Source organism: Bacillus sp. JK106 (assembly GCF_053663355.1).
Genome location: NZ_JBSJQC010000003.1, coordinates 733758 through 754701 on the forward strand (window position 1 = coordinate 733758; position 20944 = coordinate 754701).

The following is a 20944-nucleotide window of genomic DNA, read 5'->3' on the forward strand; positions in this document are numbered from 1 at the left end:
CACGATTATCGTTTGAATGGAAAGACGAGCCTCGGGCTGTTATGATACACTGGTATATACAGTGAAAAGTGCCAAAAAAGGAGATTATATCGTGTCCCATTCTGTTATAAAAGTATCCGCTTCCGCTATGGAACAAATGAAACAATCCTATGCCGGCTCCCTAACTCCCGCCGTTCCGCAGGGCGCCGTCTTCCAGGCCAAGCCTCCGGGCTGTACCATTACAGCCTACCGCTCGGGCAAGGTTCTCTTTCAAGGAAAAAACGCCGGCACAGAAGCGGCCCGCTGGGGAACGGCTGAGGCGCCGAAAGCAAAGAAAACCGTCAAAAAAGCGGCCGACCCGCTTTACGCTCCCCCGGCGGGCATTGCCTCCATGTCAGTGATCGGCTCTGATGAAGTCGGAACAGGCGATTACTTCGGGCCGATAACGGTTGCCTGCGCTTACGCCGACAAAACAAAGCTTTCTTTAATGAAAGAACTCGGTGTGAAGGATTCGAAGGATTTAAAAGATCCGCAGATTATTGAAATCGCCAAACTGTTAATTAAAACCATTCCTTACAGCCTGCTTGTGTTAAAAAACGAAAAATACAATCAGATGCAGGAAAAAGGCATGAGCCAAGGAAAAATGAAGGCGCTCCTTCATAATCAGGCGATTTCCAATCTGCTGAGAAAAATGAACGGCGTTAAACCGGAAGCGATTCTGATTGACCAATTCGCAGAGCCCGGCATTTATTTTAAGCATCTTTCCGGACGGGATATCGTAAAAGAAAAAACGTTTTTCAGCACGAAAGCGGAAAGCATACATCTTTCCGTCGCCGCAGCCTCTATCATTGCGCGATATTCTTTCTTAATTGAAATGGATAAGCTTTCCCGTGAGGCTGGGATGACGATTCCAAAAGGCGCGGGGCCGCACGTCGATGAAGCTGCCGCCAAGCTGATCATCAATAAGGGAGAAGGTGCGCTCAGAACGTTCACCAAACTTCATTTTGCCAATACGCAAAAAGCGAAACGCCTTGTAGAACGGAAACGGTCATAATAAAAAAGCTTGCAGAATGATCTGCAAGCTTTTTCTTTATCCTCTTAATACCGCCTGATACGTTTCTTCCAGCGCTTTCAGCACGTTTTCATGTACTTTTGTCACTTCTTCTTCTGTCAATGTTTGTTCAGGGTTAACATATTGGAGCGAGAAGGCGACGGATTTTTTGCCCTCTTCCATATGCTCACCTTCGTACACATCAAATACGGTGACTTCTTTCAGCAGCACGCCGCCGGCTTCTTTGATCACGGCTTGGAGCTGTCCGCTTGTAACGGTTTTATCTGCCACAAGCGCAATGTCGCGCGTGACAGACGGGTACTTCGGAATCGGCGTATACACGACAGGTTCTGTTTCCTCGGTCAGAAGCGCGTGCAGATCAAGCTCGAACACATACGTTTCTTTGATATCCAGCTCTTTTTCCATTGCCGGATGCACCTGGCCGATAAATCCGGCAAGCGAACCGTTCAATAGAATGTTTGCCGTCCGGCCGGGATGCATGTTTTTGCGTTCAGACTGGACAAATTCAACCCGGTCTGACACATTCAATTGATGCAGCAGGCCTTCAACGATTCCTTTGGCGACGAAGAAATCAACCTGCTTTTTCTCACCCTGCCATAAATTTTTGCGCCACAATCCGGTTACAGCTCCGGCAACCCGTTCTTTTTCAACCGGTTTTGTGTTTTCTTCTTTCGTCAGAAATACAGAACCCGTTTCATATAAAGCAACGGAATCAGTCTGTCTGGCCAGATTGTATGAAACGGCTTCAAGAAGATTCGGCACGAGGCTGTGTCTGAGAATGCTTCTTTCTTCGCTCATCGGCAGAGAAAGCATCGTGTTGAATGATTTTTCGATCGCAAAAGCGGCCGCTTTTTTATCATTCGTTAATGAATAAGTGGTCGCTTGTGAAAGACCCGCTCCTTCAAGGAAACGTCTCACTTTCCGGCGTTTTGCCTGATACGGTGTCAAGCCGCCTGTCGTGCCGGCCGTTTCCGGAAGCGTGGACGGAATATTGTCATATCCGTACAATCTCGCCGCTTCTTCAATCAGGTCTTCTTCTATTCTAATATCTCCGCGGCGCGACGGCACCGTTACGACGAGAACGTCTTCAGCTTCACCGACTGCAAACCCGAGGCGCTTGTAAATGCTGATGATTTCTTCTTTAGCGATTGCCATGCCAAGCACGGCGTTCACTTTTTCAACAGACACGTGAATGTTGTTTGCTTCGATTTTCAGATGGTTTTCTTCAACCGTGCCTGAGAGCACTTCTCCGCCGGCATATGCCTGAATGAGACTGCAGGCCCGTTCAGCCGCCAGCAAAACGCGGGCCGGATCAATGCCTTTTTCATATCTGGCGCTCGCTTCGCTTCTCAGTCCGAGGTCTCTCGACGCTTTGCGGACGGTCTGTCCGTCGAAATAAGCGGCTTCCAGTAAAATCGCAGTGGTGTCTTCACGGACTTCAGACTCAGCTCCGCCCATGACTCCCGCAACGGCTTGCGCTTTTTTTCCGTTTGTGATGACCAAATGGCTGCTTGACAGCTTGCGCTCTTGTTCATCCAGCGTCACGATGGTTTCGTTTTCCGCCGCTTTTCTGACGACGACCTCTTTTGAACCGAATCGGTCGTAATCGAAAGCGTGAAGCGGCTGTCCGTACTCAAGGAGGACGAAGTTTGTAATGTCCACGACGTTATTATGCGGGCGGATGCCTGCATTCATCAGCTTCGTCTGCATCCAAAGCGGTGACGGGCCGATTTTGACGTTTTTAATGATTTTTGCGGCATAATGCGGATTGGCCTGCGTATCTTCAATCTTGACGGAGACAGCATCCGCCGCTTTTTCTGCCGCTTTTTCATATGAAGCCTCCGGAAGCTTTACCTCTGCGCCGAGGATAGCCGCAACTTCATAAGCCACGCCAAGCATGTTCATCGCGTCGGCGCGGTTCGGCGTTAAGCCCAATTCTAAAATCGCATCATCAAGCTGAAGGGCCGCCATTGCGTCAGCTCCCGTTTCAGCATCATTCGGAAAAACGAAAATGCCTTCCGCATATTCTTTCGCCACGAGCTTGCTTTCAATGCCGAGCTCCTGAAGGGAACAGATCATGCCGTGAGACGCTTCGCCGCGCAGCTTGGCTTTTTTAATTTTGAAATTGCCGGGAAGCACGGCTCCGACCGTTGCAACGGCAACCTTCTGTCCTTTATCAACATTCGGGGCGCCGCAGATAATCTGAACGGGTTCCTCCGCACCGATATCAACAAGGCATTTGTTGAGTTTGTCGGCATTCGGGTGCTGTTCACGCTCAAGCACGTGTCCGATGACAACGCCTTTTACGCCTTCCCCTTTATACTCGATACCCTCAACTTCAATACCGGCTCTTGTAATTTTTTCTGCAAGCACGGCCGGGTCGATTCCCTGCAAGTCAACGTAATCTTCTAACCATTTATATGAAACAAACATGTGTATCCTCCTCTTACGCCTGTTTAAACTGCGAAATGAATCTGACATCATTGGTATAGAAATGGCGGATATCTTCAATGCCGTATTTCAGCATCGCGATACGTTCAACACCCATTCCGAAAGCGAAACCCTGGTATTCCTCAGGATTGAATCCGGCCATCTTCAGCACGTTCGGGTGAACCATGCCGGCGCCGAGAATTTCGATCCAGCCTGTTTTTTTGCAGACGGAGCAGCCTTGGCCGCCGCACTTAAAGCAGGTTACATCCACCTCGACAGAAGGCTCTGTGAATGGGAAGAAGCTCGGACGGAGCCTGATTTCACGGTCTTGGCCGAACATTTTTTTGGCAACCAATTCAAGCGTGCCTTTCAGGTCGCTCATGCTGATTTTGCGGTCCACGACGAGACCCTCGATCTGCATGAACTGATGGGAATGTGTCGCGTCATCGTTGTCGCGGCGATACACTTTACCGGGACAAATGATTTTGACGGGGCCTTTTCCTTTATGCTTTTCCATCGTTCGCGTCTGCACCGGTGACGTCTGCGTTCTCATCAGCATTTCTTCTGTAATGTAAAAGCTGTCCTGCATGTCGCGGGCCGGATGTTCCTTCGGCAGGTTCAGCGCCTCAAAGTTGTAATAATCCGTTTCCACTTCAGGGCCTTCTTCGACGGTATATCCCATGCCGATAAATAAATCTTCAATTTCTTCAATAACGACCGTCAGCGGATGGCGTCCGCCAATGTTTACCTGACTGCCCGGCAACGTGACGTCAATCGTCTGGCTGCTGAGTTTTTTATTCATCTCTTCTTGTTCAAGCTGTTCATTTTTCGCCGTAATGGCTGCTGCAATGCGCTCTCTCACTTCATTGGCGAGCGCTCCCATTTTCGGGCGCTCTTCGGCGGACAGTTTGCCCATGCCGCGGAGAACTTCTGTAATCGGCCCTTTTTTTCCGAGATATTGCACCCGAATGTCGTTAACTTCTTTTAATGAACCCGCCGCTTCTACTTTTTCTGCAGCTTCCAGTTCAAGCTGTTTAAGCTTCTCTTCCATCATGCATCCTCCTTTTATGTAAACCAAACCGTTCTATGCCTTTTTCAGAAAACAAAAAAACCCGCCCCTTGAGAGAAGGGACGAGTTGTGGCCGCGGTACCACCCTTTTTAAGGCAGACTTCATCTGCCGACAGCTTCATTGACATAACGGAAACGATCGTTCCGGTTCACCTTTACGCGCGTTTGGCGCGGTCCCGGTGACAACTCGAGAGGTGAAAATCAATTTCTGTGCTGCGATAAAAATGCTCTCAGTCAGCGGCATTTTCTCCCTGGAAGGCAGCGTGTGCAAAAATTGACGTCCTCTGTCACGGTTTTTACATTATTGCTATCTATTATAGTGAAATCCAAGGCTTTTCGCAACCTATCCTCTGAGATGATAAACGAGGATGGCGGCCGCTACCGCCACATTCAGCGATTCCGCCTTTCCGTACAGCGGAACGTACAGGTTGAGATCGGTTTTTTGCAGAAGGCCGGCGTCCACTCCCGCCCCCTCGTTCCCGACGATTAACGCGAACGATTCTTCAGGCTTCACGCTTTGATAAGCGGCACCGTTTTCAAGCGCCGTGCCGTAGATCGCGACGCCTTGTGATTTCAGCTCAGCGGTAAACTCATCAAGCGGACGTTTCAAAATGGGAATATGAAAATGAGATCCTTGCGCTGAACGCAGCGTTTTTCCGTTGTACGGGTCTGCCGTTCCCTCACCAAGGACAACGGCGTCGATTCCCGCCGCATCTGCCGTTCTGATCATTGTTCCTAAATTCCCCGGGTCCTGTACGGCATCAATAAGAAGCAGCCGCTTCAGCTGATCAGGCCGCTTATCCGGCATATGGCAGACCGCGGCGATCCGCTGCGGCGTTTCCGTTTCCGTCACGGCTGAAAACGCGTCTTCGCTCAGCACGTAGCATGGAATGCTCATGTCCAGATCGGCCGGGATGGCGCTCTCATCGTTTACGAGAATTTCTTTTACCGTTCCCTTTGATTTGAGCGCTTCTTCTGCCAGATGCTCTCCTTCTATCAGAAATGTATTCGTTTTAAGTCTCTCTTTTTTTGTGTGAAGTTTTTTCCAGTCCTTCACTTTTTGGTTTTTTGCAGAGTCGATTCGTTTCACTTTATGTCTGTGCTCTCCTTTTTTCATGCATGTTGTTATTATATCTCAAGAACAGCACATAATAAACCGCGTGCGCGGTAAGAATATGCGTATCACATTCAGGAAAAAGGAGCGGTTGTAATGGATCTTAATTTACGCAACGCCGTTATTGCCAATGTAACCGGCAATAACCAGGATCAGCTGGAGCATACTATCGTTGACGCCATCCAAAGCGGTGAAGAAAAAATGCTTCCGGGCCTCGGCGTCTTATTCGAAGTTCTTTGGCAGCATGCGTCAGACTCAGAAAAAAATGAAATGCTCAAAACACTTGAAGGCGGATTAAAACCTGCGCAATAAGCATGAACCGGGTGATGGCACACCCGGTTTTTTTTGTATAATAATGGCGAGGGGGATCGCCATGCAGTTACAGCCGGAACTGGCAAAGAAATTGATTGCCGAAGTCAAACATATGTACAGCCGCGAAGTGATTATTGCCGATACAAAAGGGATGATCATCGCAGGCACCAACGAGGCGCGCGCCGGATGGTTTCATGAAGGCGCACTGATCTGCGCCCGCGAAAAACGGAATGTCATCATTACGAAAGAAGATGAAAAACGGCTCCAGGGCGTAAAAACAGGACTGAACCTCCCCGTTTTTTCAGGCCATGAGGTGATCGGAGTGTTCGGTCTGACAGGAGACCCTGACGATATCCTGCCTTTCGGAGAATTGCTCAGGAAAATGACGGAGCTGTTTATTAAAGAAACGCGCCATATGGAAGAAGCGCAGTGGCGTGCGAGAATGCTTGAATCCTTTATGGTTGATTGGCTGCAGCTGAAAGAATGGTCTCCGGGCTTTTTAGAAAAAGCAAAGCTCATCGGCGCAGACCTTCACGCATACCGCCGGATCATACTCATTCAAGGACGTTATGAGCAATATAAAGCGGAGGAGCTCGGGCGGCTCTGGCAGAACGAATGCCCTGAAGACCTGTTTGTCCGCTGGGGAAATGAACGCATTCTCATTAATCATGAAGCAAATTCGGCTTCCAAAACACAGCTCATCAAAAAGATCGGCGCCGTTTTTGGGCAGCCTGTCACCGCCGGCATCGGACGGATCGTTCCGGGAGAGCGCCTCGCGGAATCATACGAACAGGCGGATAAAGCACTTTCAGCCGGAATCGGTGACAAGCAGGCCGTCTTTGAAGAAGATTTAAAACTGGATATGTGTATTGCCGATATCGCACCCGGCACGCGGTCGGAATTTTCACGGCGGGTTCTCGAGCATGTACTCGGCCGGGAAGAACTTCTGGATACGCTGCGCGCCTTTTTCGACCGGCAATTATCGTTAAAGCGCACCGCCGACGACATGCATATTCATATCAATACATTGCGCTACCGTCTTTCCAAACTGGAATCACTGACAAATATGAAGCTTGACCGCCCCGAAGACATAACGGCTTTTTATTTGGCGCTCCGCTTTTTAGATCAACATACAAAAAGCATGTAATCAAATCATCATTTTTCATATGTTTCTCCATAGTGTGCGGAATCGTTTTTCTTTACAATTAAATGAAAACGCTTTTCTTATCAGGGAGGTTGGGAGAACATGATTTCACGAGAGGCAAAAGAAGCGTTCATCCGGACGGTCGGGAAGGAGAATTATGATGATTCGGCGGCGGGGCGTCTAGTGTATTCTTATGATGCGGCTCCTCAGCTGCAAGCCATGCCGGATGCGGTAATCGCCCCCCGCAGCGCGGATGACGTGTCCCGTATATTAACGATTTGCAGCAGGCATGACATTCCGATCGTGCCGAGGGGTTCAGGCACAAACTTATGCGGCGGCACATGTCCGTCTGAAGGCGGGCTTGTGCTTTTATTCAAACATATGAACCGCATTCTTGAAATTGATGAAGAAAATTTGACGGCAACCGTCCAGCCGGGCGTGATTACGCAAGATATGATCCGTGCGGTTGAGCAAAAAGGTTTATTTTATCCGCCTGATCCGAGCAGCATGAAAATATCGACGATCGGCGGGAATATTAATGAAAATTCCGGCGGACTGCGCGGTTTGAAGTACGGCGTCACCCGGGATTATGTCCTCGGCCTTGAAGCCGTCTTGGCTTCAGGCGATATCATCCGCACAGGAGGAAAGCTGACAAAGGATGTCGCCGGTTATGATCTGACCCGGCTTTTCGTCGGATCAGAAGGTACGCTCTGCGTTGTGACGGAAGCGACTTTAAAGCTGGTTCCGAAGCCGGAAACGAAAAAAACGCTGCTTGCACTCTATGAACATATTGAAGCGGCTGCGGAATCTGTTTCTGCCATCATCGCTGAAAAAATCATTCCGGCCACACTCGAATTTCTGGATCAGCCGACACTGCAGGTCATTGAAGATTACGCCAAGATCGGGCTTCCGACCGACGCAAAAGCGGTGCTGCTGATCGAACAGGACGGTGACATCGAAACGGTCAGACGGGATATGGAAAAAATCGAAGCCATCTGTAAAAACGGAGCAGCCGTATCCGTCCAAACGGCCGAAACCGAGGAAGAGGCATTCGCGCTTACAGAGGCCAGACGGTCCGCATTATCAGCCCTTGCCCGGCTGAAACCGACAACGATTCTGGAAGACGCGACCGTGCCGAGATCACAAATTGCCGGCATGGTCAAAGCCATTAACGAGATTGCAGAAACATACGGCCTGTCCATCTGCACATTCGGCCATGCCGGAGACGGCAACCTTCATCCGACGTGCACCACCGATATCCGAAATGCAGAGGAGATGGAACGTGTCGAAAAAGCTTTTGCCGCCATTTTTGAAAAAGCGATTGAGCTGGGCGGGACGATAACGGGTGAACACGGGGTCGGTATCGTAAAAGCGCCGTATTTAGAAATGAAGCTGAAAACAGAAGGCATCACCGCCATGAAAGCGATCAAACAAGCGCTTGATCCCCAAAATCTGCTGAATCCGGGAAAAATATTCGCCAATTCATCAAGGAAACGCGTGGTGGTGATGAAATGACAACGGCTAAAGAGCAGCAACACATTCAAACAGAATTCAAAACCCGCATGGATGAAGGTGAATTGCTGAACTGTATGCGCTGCGGCTTTTGCCTTCCTTCCTGTCCGACCTATATCGAATCGGGATTTCAAGAATCTCATTCGCCGCGCGGCCGGATCGCCCTGATGAAAGCCGTCACAGACGGACTGATCGAGCCGGATGAAGATGTCGAACGCTCACTTTCGCTGTGTCTCGGATGCCGGGCATGCGAGCCCGTTTGTCCGGCAGGGGTCAATTACGGACAGCTGCTTGAAGAAGCGAGGGATATCATTCATCAAAATAAAAAACATAAGCCGGGCGTGCGCCTCTTGCGGAAAGCCGCCTTCACCGGGCTTTTCCCTCATCAAAACCGCATGCAGGCAGCCGTGAATCTTCTCGGAATATACCAAAGATCGGGACTGCAGACAGCCGTCAGAAAAACCGGTATGCTGCGCGTTTTGCCTGAACATCTGCGCACGATGGAACAAGTGCTCCCGCCCGCCCCGAAACGGAAAGACATGAAGGAAAGGCCGCGTTTTCTTCCTGCCGCGGGTCCCGTCCAAAAACGGGCCGCTTTTTTCTCGGGCTGCTTAATGGATACGATGTTTTTAGCGACAAATCATGCGACAACGGCGCTTTTACAGGCGGCCGGGTGTGAAATCGCGGTTCCGGACGGCCAGGCGTGCTGCGGCGCGCTTCACGGGCACAGCGGAGAAAAAGAGATGGGAAAAGAACTGGCCAAGCGGAATATCGCCGCTTTTGAGGCGCTTGACGCTGATTATATCATTACAAACGCCGGCGGATGCGGCGCCTTTCTTCAGGAATATCCTCATTTACTGAAAGATGAACCTGGATGGGCGGAACGTGCCGAACAATTTGTCCGGAAGCTCAAAGATTTTTCATCCGTACTGGTTGATCTGAAGTTCCATCAAAAAAACCTGCGGGCGCAGTCTCCTCATATCGTCACATATCAGGACTCCTGCCATCTCCGCAATGTGATGCATACGTCAGAGGAACCGCGAACGCTTTTGAAAAGCATTAAAGGGGCGGAGTACAGAGAAATGGAAAAGGCCGACAGCTGCTGCGGGTCGGCGGGAATTTATAATATAACAGAGTCAGAAATGTCTATGAAAATATTAGACAGCAAGATGAAAGCCGCCGGAAAAACGGAGGCGGCCGTCATCGTGACAGCCAATCCCGGATGCCTTTTGCAAATGCAGCTCGGCATTTTACGCGAAGGATTAACAGACCGTGTCCGCGCGGTTCATTTGGCGGATTACCTTTTGGAAGCGGCGGATTTGTCATAAGCCGAAAGCAGAGAGACCGATCGGCTCTCTGCTTTTATGATGCTGCAATGTTCGGGTCGGCCGCGGATTTATCCGGGTATTGAAGCTTCCAGTCTGGCACTCGGATCACGCCATACATTCGCCCATTTTTTCACAGCCGCAATGATAATCACAAGCCCGAGAATGAGCATGATAATGGATAAAACGCCATTCAGCACGTTGTATCCCGCCGCTTCGGGGTTCAAATACACATACCGCACCATCCAATAACCCGCATAGTTGACGGTCACGTACAAATAAGCGAGAGGAATCAGGCATGTCAGCATATAGCGCCGCTTATCCGCTATTTTTAATACGACGGTCGCACCGATGATTAAGCCGACAGATGCCATAAGCTGATTGGATACGCCGAACAGCGCCCAAATGGAACTGATGTCGCCCGAATACAGAAGATAGCCCCACAGCAGGCAGGCGAGCGCGCTTGAGAAAATCGAGCCCGGCAGCCAGTCTGTTTTTTTCAGCGGCTTATAGACCTCTCCGAAAAACTCTTGAATCAAGTACCTGGCGACACGGGTTCCCGCATCAATCGCCGTTAAAATAAACACCGCTTCAAACATAATGACGAATTGAAAAAAGTATGAAGCTAAATGACTGAAAAACGGAATCTCCGTAAAGATATACGTCATTCCGACGGCAAGCGTAACAGCGCCGCCCGTTCTTCCCTCCAGACTGAGCCCGATTTCTTTGCTCAATTCAGGCAGATGGACGACATTCATCCCGAGGGTGCGGAATATTTCAGGCGTGCTGTTAATTGCAAAATAGTCGGCGGGCTCAAGAGCGGCAGCTGCAATGAGCGCCATAATTCCGACGAGACATTCCACAAGCATCGCTCCGAAAGCAACCGGTTTTATATCACTCCATTTATCCAGCATTTTCGGCGTTGTGCCGGAACCGACAAATGCATGAAAGCCCGAAATGGCGCCGCAGGCAATCGTTATTGAAATAAACGGCCAGACAGGACCCGCGATCACCGGCCCTCCGCCGTGAATAAACTCCGTTACGGCCGGGAATTTAATGGCGGGGTTGACGAAAAAGACGCCTGCGATCAAAGCGGCAAAAACCCCGATTTTCATAAAACTGCTTAAATAGTCACGCGGAGCCAGCAAAAGCCAAACCGGAAGCGCCGCGGCGAAAAACGCATAGACGGGAAGCGCCACTGCAAGCGTTTTCGCATCCAGTGTCAGCATGTCCCCGAGAGCCGTTGTCTGCAGCCGCGGTCCGATTACAACACCGGCCATTAACAAAAGAAACCCGACAGTTGATGCGAGTTTGAGATTGCCCGTTTTTTTATAGTAGAGGCCGACCCCCATCGCGATCGGAATCGTAATCCCCACCGCAAACGTTCCCCACGGGTTTTTCTCAAGCGCATGCAGCACAACCATGGACAGCCCCGCCATCGTGATCGTAATGATAAACAGCATCGAAAGACCGGTGCAAAAGCCCGCCACCGGGCCGAGCTCTTCTTTGGCGACTTCAGAAAGCGTTTTCCCGTTTTTCCGCATTGATGCAAACAATACGACAATATCGTGCACGGCTCCCCCGATCACCGCCCCGATTAACAGCCATAAAAGCCCGGGCAGATAGCCGAACTGAGCTGCCAGAATCGGTCCCACAAGCGGGCCGGCAGCGGCGATTGCCGCGAAGTGGTGGCCGAATGACACCCACTTATTCGTCGGCACATAATCTTTCCCATCCTCAAGCACATGGGCCGGAGTCGGTGTCTGATCATTGATTTTTAATACTTTGACCATCATAAAGGTACCGTAAAGCCGATAGGCGATCGCCAAAATACATATAGACGCTATGACGATTGTAATCGCATTCATTTAATCCCAGCCCCTTTTCTCTTTTTCTAAATATTATCACAATTATCAGATAACAGGAGATGATTTTTGCGTAAAAAAAAGCCGGCAGCGGCAGCCCGGCTTTTCGGAACATTATTTTCCTGATAAACGGATGACATTCCAGGACAGCGGAGTAAAATGTGCCGTTATCCCTTCAGCGTTTGCCGAAGACGTTCCGTTGGAGTGAGGAATGACTTCTTTTCTGTTTTTTTGATTGGTCGCTTTCATATCCTGATGCTCCAGCACGATATGCTCAATGATGCGGTAATCTTCAAACCCTCTCAGTTTGATCTCCGTTTCCATCAGTTCCTTGCTTTTGTTGACGGCAAAAATGGTCAGTGCTTCATCCTCTTCATGGTAAACGGCCGCGGCATCAACATACGGCACATCCGTAAAGTCCGCCGAGTCGTATTTCGGGGAGGTGATCAGCAGCTTCATTGAAGCCCCTCTCCCGTAGACTGAGGCGTGCATGTAAGGGTAAAAGATCGGCTGCCTCCATGCTTCTCCGCCCTTTTCAGTCATGATAGGCGCAATCACGTTGACAAGCTGGGCGAGACAGGCGATCTTTAGTCTGTCCGCATGCTGCAGCATCGTAATCAGCAGTGAACCGATCAACAGCGCATCTTCAAAATTGTAGATGTCTTCGAGAATCGGCCGGGCCGTAATCCATGGCTCCACTTTTTTATCCGCTTCATTTGAGTGATACCACACATTCCATTCATCTAAAGAAAGGTGAATCGTTTTTTTGCTGCGTTTTTTCGCTTTCATATAATCACATACGGCTGTGACGGATTTAATAAAATGGTCTAAATCCATAGACTTCGCCAAATAGTTCTCAAGATCATTTTCATGGTTGCCGTAATACGTATGCAGTGAAATGTAATCCACATGCTCGTACGTATGCTCAAGCACCTCGGCCTCCCACTCGATGAAGGACGGCATGCCGCTGTTTGAGCTTCCGCAAGCCACCAATTCGATCGTCGGGTCCGTCCATTTCATCACCTTTGCTGTTTCAGCGGCGAGCCGTCCATATTCATGCGCCGTTTTATGACCGATCTGCCAAGGGCCGTCCATCTCATTTCCTAAGCACCATGTTTTGATGCCGTAAGGTTTTTCATATCCGTGCGATTTTCGTAAGTCGCTCCAGTATGACCCTTCAGGATGGTTGCAGTATTCAACGAGGTTCCGGGCGGCATCGATCCCTCTCGTCCCGAGATTGACCGCCATATTCACTTCGGCGTTCACTTTTTTCGCCCACGTTAAAAATTCATTCGTCCCCACTTCGTTCGTTTCTGTCGTCTGCCATGCCAAATCAAGCCTCCGCGGGCGGTTCTTCACCGGCCCGACGCCGTCCTCCCAATTGTAGCCTGAGAGAAAATTCCCTCCCGGATAGCGGATGAACGGCACTTGCAATTCCTTGATTAACTCCTGCACGTCTGTTCTGAAACCGTCCTTGTCGGCTTTCGGGTGTCCGGGCTCATAAATGCCTTCATACACCGCCCGGCCCATATGTTCTATAAAAGATCCGTACATCCGTTTGTCCACTTCACCGATGATATATTCTTTATCTGCTGTAATCCCCGCTTTTTTCATTACATTTCCTCCCTCTCTCTATCCCTTCACTCCGCCTACTGTGAGGCCGGAAATGAAGTATTTTTGGAAAAACAAGAATATGATGATCACCGGCAGTATCGCAAAAACGGACCCGGAAATCAGCATGTCATAGTTGTTGCCGTACGGACTCAGCAGCCCTGAAAGTCCGATTGGAAGCGTAAACATTTCTTTCGACCGAAGCACGATCAGCGGCCATAAAAAGTTATTCCAGCTGTTTAAAGATTGAAGAATGATCATTGCTCCGAATGCCGGTTTCATGAGCGGCGCCATAATTCTGAAAAAAATGCCGAATTCGGTGCAGCCGTCCATTCTCGCTGAATCAAGCAGATCCTTCGGAAGTCCGAGCGCATATTGCCGGAAAAAGAACACGGCGACAGGCGACACAATAAACGGCAGAATCACCCCCGTATAAGAATCGATCAAATGAAGACCCACCGTCAATTTGAACAACGGAAGCATCATCACTTCAAGAGGCACCATCATAATGATCAGCACAAGAACAAAAATAATATTTCTGCCTTTAAACTCGTAGACACCGAGTCCGTAGCCGATCAAAGAGGAAAAAAACAGCGTGAGAACCGTGGTGAGGACGCCGAGCAGCAGGCTGTTAAAAAACCATTTAAAATAAATGCTCCCCCCGTTGAACAAATAGGTGTAGTTATCAAGGCTCATCACATCCGGATCAAGACGCAGATTCAGCCCGATGCGCATCAGCTCAGATGACGGCTTTAATGAACCGAGCAATAGACAGATCATCGGAAAGATATACAACAGGCTCAGCATGATAAAAAACAAGGTAAACGCGACTCTGTACACGGAAAACATGTGATTGTTACGCAACGCTTATCCCTCCCCTTTAAACGAACCGGACAGTTTCAGTGAAACAAGGCTGACTAGTAAGATGACAAGCAAAAGGACAATTCCGATTGCGGCCCCGTACCCCATTTCGTTGTATGCAAGCCCCTGCTGATATAAATAACCGACAAGCGTGAGGCCGATATTGCCCGGGGAATTATTCTGCCAAAGCACATAGCTTTCCTCAAACATTCTGAAACCGCCGATCATACTGATCGTTAACACATAAACGGACACCGGCTTTAAAAATGGAAGGGTGATATGCCGGAACTTTTTCCACGTGCTCGCCCCGTCAATTTCAGCCGCCTCATACAATTCTTTCGGCACGTTTTGCAATCCGGCCAGAAAGTAAAGAATGTTAATGCCCATCCACCTCCATGACGCAAGCAGCACCATTAAAAACATGCCGGTACCTTTGTTGTTGAGCCAGTTTTGGGGTGATGCGCCAAGCTTCATCATCAGCTCGTTTGCAAGCGACGTATTCATTTCTCCGAACATCAGCCGGAAAATAATCCCCGCTACGATCGTCGATGTTAAAGCCGGTACAAACAGAGCCGATTTAAACACATTTCTGAACCTGACGAGCTTCGAATTCAGAATCACCGCCAAAAGAAGCGGCACCGGAATCAGCACGATCAGCGTCCAGAAGGTATATTCCAATGTGTTAAATAATGCCGTATAAAAGGTTGGATTAAGAAGAGCGGTATAATTGGAAAACCCGACAAATGTCATTTCTCCCGGCAGTATCCGCTGAAAGCTCATGATAAACACGCTGATGATCGGATACAAAAAGAAAACGAGAAACGAAATGATAAATGGCGCCGTAAAAAGATAAGGCGCCGCTTTTTTTGAATACAGCACATTGCGCCGGCGCGGCTTCTTCCGGACTGCAGAAACGGTTTGCGCTGTCTCTGTCTTTACAGGTCTCATAAAAGCTCCCCCGCTTTCACTGTTAAATAGGGCGGCTTCTCCTATTTTTCCAATTGCTCTGCCGCCTCGTCCAAGGCTTCCTCAGGTGTTTTTTCCTGCGTCTTCAGCGCATCGAACAGCACCTGTCTGACAACGAGATCAGCCGCTTTAGAGAAGTCTTCATGCAGATAAATCGGATTGATCTCATCTTTTATTTCAAGAAGCGAGGAAAAAATTGACGTACCGTTCTGGAAGAAATCCGTGTACTTGTTTTTCTCCTTCAATTCTTTTGAATCCCACACGTCCCAGCGGAGCGGGTCAAAGCCGAGCACCGTCCACAGCTTTATGTTCCCTTCCTTTGAACCTTTCGCAAATCCGAGAAATTCTTTCGCGAGCTCCAGATGTTCATCCTGCTTCGGCACGACGGTGGCTGTTCCGCCTAAACCCGCTGATCTGTCACCGCCTTCTTTCCAGGCCGGCATAGGGTAAATCGCCATTTTTCCTTTTAAATCAGGCATATAATCGATAAACCGTCCCATGTACCAAATGGGCATCAGCACGGAGGCTGCCCCGCCCTGATTCATAAAACCGTAGTATTCTTCGCTGTGATGGCCGCCGCCGGGAGCCGGCAGAAGGGTTTTATCATTCACCATGTCCTTTACATCATTCAGTGTATCTATATTCTTCTTGCTGTTCAGAATCAATTTTCCGTTTTTGCTGTAGTAGCCTGACCCTTGCTGCGAAATCATGGATAGGAATGTGGCGGAGTCGTTTGTTTCAACCGTTCCCATCGGTTTCCCCGCGGCCTTACGCACTTTTTTCCCTGCCCGCCGGTAATCTTCCCATGTCTTAATGGAGGCGGGATCAACGCCCGCTTTTTTCATGATATCCATGTTGTAAAACATGACGGTCGTCCCCACATGTGTATCAAGGCCGTACAATTTTCCGTTTTTGCTGTATAAGGCCAGACGCGCTTCCACAAACTTATCGCGGTCTTTTTCAATCAGCGGCGTCAGATCGGCAAGCGGGATATCCTTCCCCTTCAGAAAGTTCGAGAACCGGCTTAATTCCACGTCGGCTATATCGGGAAGCCCCTCACCCGCGATCAGCGAAACCGATAAATTATCATGCATTTGTCCATAAGGATAAACAACGGTATTCAGCTTGATTTTGCGATCCGGATACTTCTGATTCCATTCTTTGACCATTTCCTGATAAAACTGTTCGTGCAGACCGTTAAACGTCCAAAACGTCAGCTCCGTTTCTCCCGGCCGGCCGGCAGTCCGTTCTTGTGAACAGCCGGCGGTAAACAAGAAGAGCATCATCAGCACCAAACATACAGCGGTTGTTTTTTTCATGTCATTACCCCTTCCACTTTAGGCCGTGCGGCTATTGATGCAAATGATGTGCAAAGAGCGCTGCATTTTCATTTATGATGGTTAAACCGGTATAACGGTCTCGCAGTGTGTGCGCATGCTTAAGCGCATCGCTGACAAGGTCCTTTTTTACACCGATCTCATCGAAACAGGCGGGACCTCCCGCAGATGAGAGCCACCCGGCAATTGTTTTGCCGTCGGGAAGCCCTTCATATGCGGACTGAATCGCCTCGCGAAAGTGCGGCGGCAGTTCAGCAAGCTTTTCGTGACAAGCCAGTTCTTTGTAAATATCACTCAGCACCGCGCACGCACAGCCGACCTTCGCACCGTGGAGAATCGGAGGCTGTTTTGCCTTCAGCATTTCCATCTCAATCCAATGCGAGATGTGATGCTCTCCTCCTGAGGCGGGGCGGGAGTGGTCAAGAGCAAGCATGACAAGACCCGAAACGATCAGCGCTTCCATCAGTATCTGAATGCCGGCCTCCGTTCCCATGGCAATGTCAGCGCGGTGATCAATGCACTGCCAAAGCGCGTCTTTCACAAGCTTCTCCCCGGCTTCTGAGTACGGCTCACCCGCAAGCCTGCGGGAAATCTCCCAATCAGCCAGCGATGTTATTTTTCCGAGCATGTCTCCGAAGCCCGCGGCTGTCATTGAACGGGGCGCTTCTTTTAATACATTCGTATCGGCAAATAAGGCGATCGGTGCTTTCGTTTGGATCGTCGTTTTGATTCCGTTTAATATGAGCGGCGCTCCCGCCGATGTAAAACCATCGACTGACGGAGCGGTGGGGAATGAGATAAACGGCAAACCGCGCTGATAAGCGGCAAACCGCGTAATGTCGTGAATCGTTCCTGAACCGGCCGCAATGATGACATCCGTCTCTTCCGCGAGATTGATCAGCGTATAGACCAATGTCCTCTCATCAGCCGCGGCGGCCCCGGCTTCATGCTCCGGAATGATGACTTTTGATGCTTTGATTCCGCCTGCCCTTAATTCGTCCGCAAGCAGACGTCCCGCCGCCTCGTACGTGTTCCGGTCACAGACGAGGACCGGATGATTCCAGCATTTTTTTTGCAGAAATCTGAGAAGCTCTTCTTTTGCATTCGCCCCGATCACGATATCTTCTATTTGAATCGGTGAGCGGCTGGCCCCTTCCTTGTCAAACTCGGATTGAATGTCCTCAGGAGAACGTTTCATAAAAGGATTCCCTCCTTCGCTAATTCTGTCAGGTCTTTAATAGAATTAAGGACGATGTCAGGTTCATATAGACGGGGCTCCCCAAGTTTGGCCGACCCCGTCAGAACCAATACGCTTTTCATTCCGTACAGCCTGCCCATTGCGATATCAGATTCGAGGCTGTCTCCGATAATGGCGCATTCCTCAGGGGGAAGTCCGAGCGCTTCACATGCCGCCTCAGCCATCAGCCAAGACGGTTTGCCGATGACAAGCTCCGTTTTTGCTCCGGCGGATGCTTCAATGGCCCCGATCATTCCCGCGACATCCATGGCATGGCCGCCTTCATTCGGAAAAGAGCGGTCCCGATTCGTGGCGATGATGCGCGCGCCGGAGGAAGCCGCCTTAAAAGCGAGATTCAGATCCTCATAGGTGACGGTTTCATGCAGGGAGATGACAAGCCAGTCTGCCGCCTGCGGATTTTGCGCCAGGACGACACCCGCTAAAGCGAGTTCATCAGTCAGCCCTTTCTCTCCTAACACCCAGACCTTTGACAAAGGATAATGCTTCTTTAAAAATGATGCCGTCACACTGGAGGACAGCACGATGCTCCGTTCATCCGTGCGGATACCTGCACCCAGCAGTTTCTTTCGGCACATTGCTCTTGATAGATTGCCGCGGTTGCTTAAAAAGACAACGGCTTTGCCCAGTGACTGAAGGGTATGAACGGCTTCTTTTGCGCCGTCAATCAGCTCCCGCCCCCTGAATACGGTTCCGTCTAAATCAATCAGAAACCCGGCTGCGTCAAGTTTGGCCATAATAAGCATTCGCCCCGTGTTTTCTGTAAAAATGCTTATCATGCAGCACTCTGTCGATCGGACTGAGCTGTTTGTTCAGCATAAGCGAATGGTAGGCCATTTCCGCTACCGTTTCGAGCACAACGGCGTTATGCAGGGCATTCAGCGCGTCCGTTCCCCAGCAGAACGGGCCGTGGCTGTGGACGAGGACACCCGGATTTTGTTCATACGGTTCGTTTTGAAAGGTTTCGGCTATAACTTTGCCTGTATGATACTCGTAATCTTTCACAATTTCTTCTTCATACATTTCCCTCGTGCAGGGTATAGCGCTTTCAAAGTAATCCGCGTGAGTCGTTCCGAGAGCGGGTATGTCTCTTCCGGACTGCGCCCAGCTCGTCGCCCAGCGGGAGTGAGTATGAACGATTCCGCCGATAGCCGGAAACGCTTTATACAGATAAAGATGGGTCGGCGTGTCAGAAGACGGTTTCAGCGATCCTTCCAAAATGTCTCCGTCCTCATTCAGGACGACCAGTTTGTCAGCGGTCAGCTCACTGTAATCGACACCGCTCGGTTTAATGACGATTCTCCCGCTCTCTCTGTCAATGCCGCTGACATTCCCCCATGTAAACGTGACAAGGTTATGTTCCTCAAGCTTCAGATTGGCGGCGAGCACTTCTTCTTTTAACGCTTCAAGCATGGCGGCTCCCCCCTTTCGCAAAATCACGGTTTTTAATGGCTTTCAGGCGTTTCATGACATTGTTTTCTTTACCGAAGTAGTGTACGAGCTCTTTATATTCCGCATATAAGCTGTCATAAATCTCAGCTCTTTCCCGGTTCGGGGCATAAAAGCCGTCTTTTAATTTCCCCATATGCGCGCATGCTTCAGCAATATTGGAGAATCCCCCGTTTTCCCGTCCCGCGGCGAGCGCTCCGAAAATCGCGGAGCCCAGTGCAGGCGCCTGCGGAGACCCGGATAATTGAATGTCCATATTTGTGACATCTGCGTAAATCTGCATGACAAACGGATTTTTTTCGGCGATTCCTCCGGCTGCGTAAAGCTCTTCGACCGGAACGCCGTTTTCCCGGAACGTTTCGATAATCATCCTCGTTCCGAACGCCGTCGCTTCAATCAATGCCCTGTAGATTTCTTCCGGCTTCGTGTGCAGCGTCATGCCGAGCATCATGCCCGTCAAATCGGCGTCCACCAAGGTTGAGCGGTTTCCGTTCCACCAGTCAAGCGCGAGAAGGCCGCTTTCCCCGGGAACAAGTTCAGCTGCTTTTTTGCTGAGCAGCTCGTGAATGTCTATGTGTTTATCCTCAGCTTCCTTCTCATAGTCGCTCGGAACGCACGTTTTGACGAACCATTCAAAGTGGTCGCCGACACAGGACTGCCCCGCTTCATATCCCGCATATCCGGGCAAAATACCGTTATTGACGACCCCGCACATACCGGGGACGATATGTTCTTCGTCGCCGAGCAGCACATGGCAGGTAGACGTTCCCATGATCATCAGCATTTTCCCCGGCTCTGTAATACCGACCGCGGGCACTGACACGTGAGCATCGACATTGGCGACGGCAACGGCCGTCCCCGGCAGAAGCCCTGTCAGCTCCGCCATTTTTTCGGTCAAACCTCCTGCTTTTTCCCCGACTGAATAAATCGTGCCGCTTAATTTATCCTTTGTAATCGTTTTCATTAACGGGTTGAGCTTTTCGAAAAAATGATCCGGCGGATATCCCGTCTCCTCATTCCAGATTGCTTTGTAGCCGGCCGTGCAGTTGCTTCGCTTCAATGAACCGCACAATTGATAGACGATCCAGTCTGCCGCTTCCACAATCCGATCTGCCGCCTTGTATATATGCGGCGCTTCTTCCGCGATTTGCATGATTTTCGGGATCATCCATTCAGAAGAAATTTTACCGCCGTATCTTTTAAGGAATGGTTCCTTTGTGTCTTCGGCAATCGTGTTCAAACGGTCTGCATGTTTTTGAGCCGCATGATGCTTCCACAGCTTCACATAACTGTGGGGCTCCCGTTCAAATTCCGGCAGCATACAAAGCGGCTGCCCCGCGCCGTCTATCGGTAAAATCGTGCAGGCGGTAAAATCAATTCCTATGCCGATCACGTCTTTTGGATCAGCGCCCGCCTGCTCAAGCAGGTTCGGAATCGCCGTTTCCAGAACTTCGATATAATCGGCAGGATGCTGAAGCGCCCAGTCCCGAGGGAGTTTTTCACCCGTCTTCGGCAGCGTGCGGTCGATGACAGCATGAGTGTATTCTTTTACCGCAGACGCGATTTCTTCGCCCGTGCGGACATTGACAAGCACCGCCCGGCCGGACAATGTGCCGAAATCAACACCAATCGTATACGCCATA

General features: G+C 50.0%; 17 protein-coding genes. 5 read left to right on the top strand and 12 right to left on the bottom strand.

The genetic code is table 11. From position 1 onward, the window contains the following. Positions 1-91 precede the first annotated feature (91 nt). Positions 92-1033, top strand: coding sequence for a ribonuclease HIII (gene rnhC, locus ACWJJS_RS14140; protein WP_012118136.1), 942 nt, complete (start codon positions 92-94; stop codon positions 1031-1033). Positions 1034-1069: 36 nt separating this feature from the next. Here the strand turns inward: rnhC and pheT are convergent, their stop codons facing one another. From pheT to ACWJJS_RS14155, 3 genes are all read right to left on the bottom strand, one after another. Beyond that, entirely contained in the window at positions 1070-3484 is a 2415-nt protein-coding gene (gene pheT, locus ACWJJS_RS14145) for a phenylalanine--tRNA ligase subunit beta (RefSeq protein ID WP_094247676.1), read from the bottom strand. Between the two features lie 13 nt (positions 3485-3497). Continuing rightward, positions 3498-4532, bottom strand: coding sequence for a phenylalanine--tRNA ligase subunit alpha (gene pheS, locus ACWJJS_RS14150; protein WP_003152530.1), 1035 nt, complete (start codon positions 4530-4532; stop codon positions 3498-3500). A gap of 361 nt (positions 4533-4893) precedes the next feature. Then, positions 4894-5640: a TrmH family RNA methyltransferase gene (locus tag ACWJJS_RS14155; RefSeq protein WP_454023657.1), complete on the bottom strand. Its 747-nt coding sequence runs from the start codon at positions 5638-5640 to the stop codon at positions 4894-4896. A 120-nt stretch (positions 5641-5760) separates the two neighbouring features. Between ACWJJS_RS14155 and sspI the strand changes: the two genes are divergently transcribed. The 4 genes from sspI (at position 5761) to ACWJJS_RS14175 (ending at position 9960) form a co-directional block, all read left to right on the top strand. Further along, positions 5761-5976 carry a small acid-soluble spore protein SspI gene (sspI, locus tag ACWJJS_RS14160; RefSeq protein ID WP_003152527.1) on the top strand — a complete coding sequence of 72 codons (216 nt, stop codon included), beginning with the start codon at positions 5761-5763 and terminating at the stop codon, positions 5974-5976. 61 nt (positions 5977-6037) lie between these two features. Further along, positions 6038-7123 (top strand): CdaR family transcriptional regulator, encoded by a 1086-nt coding sequence (locus ACWJJS_RS14165; RefSeq protein WP_454023658.1) that lies wholly within the window; start codon positions 6038-6040, stop codon positions 7121-7123. Positions 7124-7222: 99 nt separating this feature from the next. Beyond that, positions 7223-8635 (top strand): glycolate oxidase subunit GlcD, encoded by a 1413-nt coding sequence (glcD, locus tag ACWJJS_RS14170; RefSeq protein WP_077722673.1) that lies wholly within the window; start codon positions 7223-7225, stop codon positions 8633-8635. After that, positions 8632-9960, top strand: coding sequence for a (Fe-S)-binding protein (locus ACWJJS_RS14175; protein WP_025649708.1), 1329 nt, complete (start codon positions 8632-8634; stop codon positions 9958-9960). Before glcD ends, ACWJJS_RS14175 begins: the two co-directional genes overlap by 4 nt. Before the next feature lie 68 nt (positions 9961-10028). Here the strand turns inward: ACWJJS_RS14175 and cstA are convergent, their stop codons facing one another. The 9 genes from cstA to araB all read right to left on the bottom strand — a co-directional run bounded on the left by cstA (position 10029) and on the right by araB (position 20943). Beyond that, entirely contained in the window at positions 10029-11825 is a 1797-nt protein-coding gene (cstA, locus tag ACWJJS_RS14180) for a carbon starvation protein CstA (protein WP_012118141.1), read from the bottom strand. 111 nt (positions 11826-11936) lie between these two features. Beyond that, the gene (arfA, locus tag ACWJJS_RS14185; protein WP_369614570.1) at positions 11937-13436 is read right to left on the bottom strand and encodes an arabinosylfuranosidase ArfA; all 1500 of its coding nucleotides are present in this window, start codon (positions 13434-13436) and stop codon (positions 11937-11939) included. Between the two features lie 18 nt (positions 13437-13454). Next, on the bottom strand, positions 13455-14282 hold the full coding sequence (locus ACWJJS_RS14190) for a carbohydrate ABC transporter permease (RefSeq protein WP_007612991.1): 828 nt from the start codon (positions 14280-14282) through the stop codon (positions 13455-13457). Positions 14283-14300: 18 nt separating this feature from the next. Continuing rightward, the gene (locus ACWJJS_RS14195; RefSeq protein ID WP_160249238.1) at positions 14301-15242 is read right to left on the bottom strand and encodes a carbohydrate ABC transporter permease; all 942 of its coding nucleotides are present in this window, start codon (positions 15240-15242) and stop codon (positions 14301-14303) included. Positions 15243-15283: 41 nt separating this feature from the next. Then, positions 15284-16579 (bottom strand): ABC transporter substrate-binding protein, encoded by a 1296-nt coding sequence (locus ACWJJS_RS14200; RefSeq protein WP_454023659.1) that lies wholly within the window; start codon positions 16577-16579, stop codon positions 15284-15286. A 31-nt stretch (positions 16580-16610) separates the two neighbouring features. After that, complete coding sequence (locus ACWJJS_RS14205) at positions 16611-17795, bottom strand: sn-glycerol-1-phosphate dehydrogenase (protein ID WP_156735632.1); 1185 nt, start codon at positions 17793-17795, stop codon at positions 16611-16613. Next, the gene (locus ACWJJS_RS14210; RefSeq protein ID WP_423220377.1) at positions 17792-18598 is read right to left on the bottom strand and encodes an HAD-IIA family hydrolase; all 807 of its coding nucleotides are present in this window, start codon (positions 18596-18598) and stop codon (positions 17792-17794) included. The genes ACWJJS_RS14205 and ACWJJS_RS14210 overlap by 4 nt, the downstream gene beginning before the upstream one ends. Further along, the gene (gene araD / locus ACWJJS_RS14215; protein WP_003152509.1) at positions 18576-19265 is read right to left on the bottom strand and encodes an L-ribulose-5-phosphate 4-epimerase; all 690 of its coding nucleotides are present in this window, start codon (positions 19263-19265) and stop codon (positions 18576-18578) included. Before araD ends, ACWJJS_RS14210 begins: the two co-directional genes overlap by 23 nt. Further along, the gene (araB, locus tag ACWJJS_RS14220; RefSeq protein ID WP_326359609.1) at positions 19258-20943 is read right to left on the bottom strand and encodes a ribulokinase; all 1686 of its coding nucleotides are present in this window, start codon (positions 20941-20943) and stop codon (positions 19258-19260) included. The genes araD and araB overlap by 8 nt, the downstream gene beginning before the upstream one ends. Position 20944: the final 1 nt, after the last annotated feature.